Source organism: Phreatobacter sp. AB_2022a (genome assembly GCF_026847585.1).
Lineage (GTDB): Bacteria > Pseudomonadota > Alphaproteobacteria > Rhizobiales > Phreatobacteraceae > Phreatobacter.
In genome coordinates, this window is sequence record NZ_JAPSET010000105.1 from 1 (window position 1) to 5,338 (window position 5,338).

At 72.1% G+C, this 5,338-nt stretch carries 5 protein-coding genes; all 5 read right to left on the minus strand.

Translation table 11 applies throughout. The features are described from left to right. Nucleotides 1-936 (minus strand): two-partner secretion domain-containing protein (locus OZ671_RS31785; RefSeq protein WP_268864409.1); only part of this gene is annotated, 936 nt, incomplete at its 3' end. A gap of 111 nt (nt 937-1,047) precedes the next feature. Continuing rightward, nucleotides 1,048-1,947, minus strand: a complete 900-nt coding sequence (locus OZ671_RS31790; RefSeq protein WP_268864410.1) for an alpha/beta fold hydrolase — start codon at nt 1,945-1,947, stop codon at nt 1,048-1,050. Nucleotides 1,948-2,029: 82 nt separating this feature from the next. Continuing rightward, on the minus strand, nt 2,030-2,890 hold the full coding sequence (gene purU, locus OZ671_RS31795) for a formyltetrahydrofolate deformylase (protein ID WP_268864411.1): 861 nt from the start codon (nt 2,888-2,890) through the stop codon (nt 2,030-2,032). 64 nt (nt 2,891-2,954) lie between these two features. Then, nucleotides 2,955-3,596, minus strand: a complete 642-nt coding sequence (locus OZ671_RS31800; protein WP_268864412.1) for a sarcosine oxidase subunit gamma — start codon at nt 3,594-3,596, stop codon at nt 2,955-2,957. Further along, nucleotides 3,589-5,338 (minus strand): glycine cleavage T C-terminal barrel domain-containing protein (locus tag OZ671_RS31805; RefSeq protein ID WP_328286417.1); only part of this gene is annotated, 1,750 nt, incomplete at its 5' end. The genes OZ671_RS31800 and OZ671_RS31805, both read right to left, overlap by 8 nt.

Below are 5,338 nucleotides of genomic sequence, written 5' to 3' on the forward strand. Positions count from 1 at the left end.
GGCACCGCCTGCCCCGCCGCCGAAGCGCACACCGCCGGCGGTCGGTGCGACCTCGCCGGCTTCGATGGTTCCGCCGATCTGGATCGCCGCGCGGGCGACATCGGCGCTGGTGGCGGCACGCGCCTCGACGCGCCCGCCACGCGCGCGGATCGCGCCGGTCTGGCGGATCAGCGCCTGCGACCGATCGGGATCATCGGACGGCACCGAGACGGTGAGAAAACCATCGCCCTCGACATCGACCGACACACGCTCGCCGGCGGCGAGCCCGACCCGACCACCCGGCGCCGTGATGGTGCCGTCGTTGCTCACCCGGCCGCCGATCAGCACGGCGTCGCCGCCGCCGCGCACCCGGATGGTTCCCTGGTTGGTGACACCGGCCGAACGGCCACCGCCGGCATAGCGCTGGCGGCCGGCCATGAAGTCGCCGTCGCCGGTCTCCAGCGTCGAGGCTGTGAAGCCGGACGTGTCGACCGTGCCGGTCGGGGTGATCAGGATGCCATTGGGATTGACGAGATAGACCTGCCCGTTCGCCTGGACGCGCCCGGCAATGGTCGATGAGGTGGTGCCGGTCACCCGGTTGAGCGTAGCCGCGCTCGCATCCGGCTGCCGGAACGACACGGTGCCGCCGGCGCCGACCGAGAAGGAATTCCAGTTGATGACGGCGCGCTGCGAGCTCTGGCTGACGGTCAGAGACCCCGCCGCAGGCGTGCCGATCGTCGCCCGGCCGCCAGCAACCGATCCGCCGGAGGGCAGCGCCTGGCTCGCCGCCGGTCGCGCGCCGAGCGGCACGAGGCCGGCGAGCAGGGCCAGCGCCGACACGGATTGCCGGAGCGCGAGGCGCCAGGCGACGGCGAACGGGGCGAAGCCGCAAGCAACGATCGCCGCGCGGCCGGCACGCCCGTCGTCGCGCTCCGTTCCCTTGCCCTGCCCTGTCATCGCAGAACGCCCTGTCCCATCGGGACAGAGCCGTCTCATGAAGGCCGGCCGGCTGTCTTCTCAACCAGCGCAGGAAGTGCGGCCTACCAGCGTGGCCGCGCCGCGTCCCGTTCAGACCGGCGCATCTGCCGCCTTGCAATGGGCGGCGATGGCCGGCACCAGGATCGGCGTCAGACCGGCGGCCAAATCGTGGCCCATGCCGGGAACGAGCTTCAAGGCCGCGCCGGCGACATGACGGGCCGTATCCCTGCCGGCCTCGACCGGCACCAGCGGATCGTCCTCGCCATGGATGACCAGGGTCGGCACGGTGATCCGCTTCAGCAGCGCGACGCGGCTGCCATTGGCGAGCACCGCCAGGAACTGTCGGCCAACGCCGGCCGGATAATAGGAACGGTCGACGGCGGCGCCGATACGGGCATGCAGGTCCTCGTCCGAGGTCGGATAGCCCGGGCTGCCGATGACGCGATAGACCTTCATGCCGATCGCGATCGCCTGCTCGCGGTCGAACGTGTCGGGGCGCGGCGCCAGCAGGGCCGCGATCGCCTCTGGCCGTGCCGGCGGCAGGTCCGGCGCGCCGCTCGACGACATGATCGAGGTCAGGCTCAGCACGCGGTCGGGGTGGTCGGCCGCGACGATCTGGGCGATCATGCCGCCCATCGAGGCGCCGACCAGATGGGCGCGGCGAAGCCCGAGCCCATCCAGCAGCCCGACCGTGTCCGCCGCCATGTCCTCGAGCCGATAGGGCGCATCCACCGGCTTGCCGGCCATGACGCTCGCCAGCGCCGCACCGATCGCCACCGGGGGGGCCCCCTCGATCTTGGTCGACAGGCCGACGTCGCGGTTGTCGAAGCGCACGACCCGGAAGCCTTCGTCGGCGAGCGCCCGGCAGAACGGCTCCGACCAGGCGGTCATCTGGGTGCCGAGCCCCATGATCAGGATGACGGCCGGCGCGTCCTTGTCACCGACCTCGTCATAGCAAAGCTCGATACCATTGGCCGAGACGACAGGCATGCTTGGCTCTCCGCTCCAGCGCCGGGTCTCGCCCGGCGGGCGCATCATAGCCACGCCTTGGATATCGGGCCTAGCCACCGGCCTATTCGGCGAAGACGACAGTCTTGCGGCCGTTGCGGATCACCCGGTCCTCGAGGATCAGCCGCACGGCGCGCGCCAAAACCCGCCGCTCGATGTCGCGCCCGCGCCGGACGAGATCGTCGGGCCGGTCGCGGTGCGAGATGCGCTCCACGTCCTGCTCGATGATCGGGCCCTCGTCGAGGTCCGACGTGACGAAATGCGCCGTCGCGCCGATCAGCTTCACGCCGCGCTCGTGCGCCTGGTGATAGGGCCTGGCGCCCTTGAAGCCCGGCAGGAAGGAATGGTGGATGTTGATGCAGCGGCCGGCAAGCCGGTCGGCGAGATCCGCCGACAGGACCTGCATGTAGCGGGCGAGAACGACGAGATCGGTGCCGGTCTCCTCGATCAGCCGAACGAGGCGCGCCTCCTGCTCGGCCTTGGTCGCGCTGGTCACCGGCAGGTGGTGGAACGGGATCTCGTGGAAATCGAGATGGGCGTAGACCTCCGCCGGGTGATTGGCGACGACCGCGGTGATGGTCATCGGCAGCTCGCCGGTGCGCAGGCGGTAGATGAGATCGGCAAGGCAATGGTCGAATTTGGAGACCAGCACCATCACCCGCTTGCGCTCGGCCGCCGCCCGGACGTTCCAGGTCATGGCAAGGCGCGCCGCGACGGGGCCAAGCGATCGCCTGACGCCGTCGATGTCCCCGGCCTGCACGAAGGCGACGCGCATGAAGAACAGGCCGGTTTCGACGTCCTCGAACTGCTGCGCCTCGGTAATGTTGGCGCCCGCCTCGAACAGGGCGGTGGCGACCGCCGCGACGATGCCCGGGCGGTCCGGGCAGGACAGGGTCAGGATGAAGGCCGTTTCGGCATGCAGCATGGCAGGGCTCGCGGGTAGCGCGGAACAGATGAGGCAGGAGCCATAAGTCGTTCCGGCCGCGCCGTCACCCCGGCCCCGCCGGTTCCGTGATCGCGCAGCCGTCGGCCGCGGCCGAGGCGAGCAGCCAGTCGCCCAGACTGCCGGCCATGCTGCGTGTCACCGCCAGCTCGAAGACCGGATCCGCCCCGCGATCGGGCCGGCGCCACAGGGTCGTGTTGACATGGCCGATCATGGTGGCCGCCGCGGCACCGACCGCGAAGGCCTGGCGGTGCAGGTCGACCGGACATCCCTTGGCGAGCACGGATCGCACCGCCGGGCCGGCCAGCCGGACGAGCGCGAGACCGTCGCTCTGGTCGCTGACCGCGCCGTGGGATCCGAGCGCCGCGGCGAGCGTCGCGGCGATGGCCCGGTCGGCGGAGACGGCGAGCCAGCGCCCCGGCCCGATCGCGACCAGATCGAACAGCGTGCCGGTGGAGAGCCGCGGCCGGCGCGGCGGCGCAGCGCCGTGGAGGCCTTGCAGCACGGCGGCGGCACCGCCGGCCCCGGGATCACGGTCAGCCAGCACCAGCGCAAGGCCGAACCCCTCGAGCGGAGTGACCGTCAGGCCGGCGCCGCCGCCGGCCGCACCGTGCCGGCCGGCGGCGAGGATATCGGCCCAGGCGCCCTGCGGCGCCCAGGCCGGACGGATCGCGGCGGCCTCAGCCATGGAGTTTGCTCCCTTCCGGATCGACAAAGACGGGCGAGCAGATCTCGACCTCGACATCGCCGCCGCGCACCGGGTCATAGGCGCGCAGGCGCTCGCCCTGCCGCGCGGCGCCGCGCCTGACGAGGCCGAGGCCGATCCAATGGCCGAGCGTCGGCGAGAAGGCGACCGAGGTCATGTGGCCCTCGTCCGCCTCGATCCGCGGCGCGGCGCCGAGGGGGATGAAATGGGCGCCGGCGCGCAGGCGCTGGCTGCGGTCGACCGGCCGGAAGCCGGCCAGCGCCGGCCGGTCCGGATCGGTCAGGGCCGGCCTTGTCGCCATGACCTTGCCGATGCAGTCCTTCTTCGCCGACATCAGGCGCCCGAGACCGAGATCGCCGAGCGTCGTCTGGCCGTTCAGCTCGCCGCCCGCGACGTGGCCCTTCTCGATGCGCATGACCGCCATCGCCTCGGTGCCATAGGCACAGGCGCCGAGCGGCTCGCCAGCCGCCAGGAGAGCCTCGAGCGCCGCCGCGCCAAAGGCCGCCGGCACCGCCAGCTCATAGGCGAGTTCGCCGGAGAACGAGAGGCAGAAGAGCCGTGCCGGCACGCCGCCGCCGACGGTGACGGCGCGCGCGGCAAGGAAGGGCATGGCCTCGCGCGAGACGTCGTGGCCGGCATCGACCACCGCCGCGACGAGCGCGCGCGAGCGCGGTCCGGCAATGGCGAACTGCGCCCACTGGTCGCTGACGGAAGCCAGGCGCACGTCGAGCTCGGGCCAGAGCACCTCGGCGCAGAATTCGAGATGTTGCATGACCTTGGGGGCATTGGCCGTCGTCGTCGTCATCAGGAAGTGCCGCTCGCCAAGCCGGGCGGTGGTGCCGTCGTCGAGCACGAAGCCATCCTCGCGCAGCATCACGCCGTAGCGCGCCCTGCCGACGGCAAGCCCTTTCCAGCCATTGACATAGACCCGCTCCAGGAAGGCGGCGGCATCGGCGCCCTGGATGTCGATCTTGCCGAGGGTCGAGACGTCGCAGATGCCGGCCGCGCCACGCACCGTCGTCACCTCGCGGCTGACGGTTTCGAGCCAGTCGGTCTCGCCTGCGCGCGGAAAATACTGCGCACGCATCCAGGCGCCGGCCTCGACGAAGACGGCGCCCCGGCGCTCAGCCACCCGATGGGCCGGCGGGAGGCGCACCGGCCGCAGCGCCGGACCGCGGTGGTGGCCGGCGAGCGCGCCGAGCGCCACCGGCGTATAGGGCGGCCGGAACGTGGTGGTGCCGGTTGCCGGGATCGCCTTCTCGGTCAGCGCCGCCATGATGGCGAGCCCGTTGACATTGGCGGTCTTGCCCTGGTCGGTTGCCATGCCGAGCGTCGTATAGCGCTTCAGATGCTCGATCGCGCGGAAGCCTTCCCGCTCGGCGAGCGCGACATCCTCGCTCGTCACGTCGTTCTGGAAATCGACGAAGCTCTTGCCCTTCGCGGCGGCCACCCGCCACAGCGGGCGATGCCCGGCCGAAGCTTCCGCCGTCTCCGGCAGGTTGGGCATGGCGGCGGCGAAGCCGAGATCGCTGGCCGCGGCGACGCCCGCCCGCGCGCCTTCGGCGAGCGCTTCCGGCAGCCCGAAGCTGCCGCCGGCCGCGCCGGCGACCGCAAGCCCGCGCGGCAGCTCGCCCGGCACGAAGGCGGCGCGCGCCTCGTCCCAGACCGGCCGGTGGCCGCGATGCGAAGCAAGGTGCAGCGTCGGGTTCCAGCCGCCCGACATG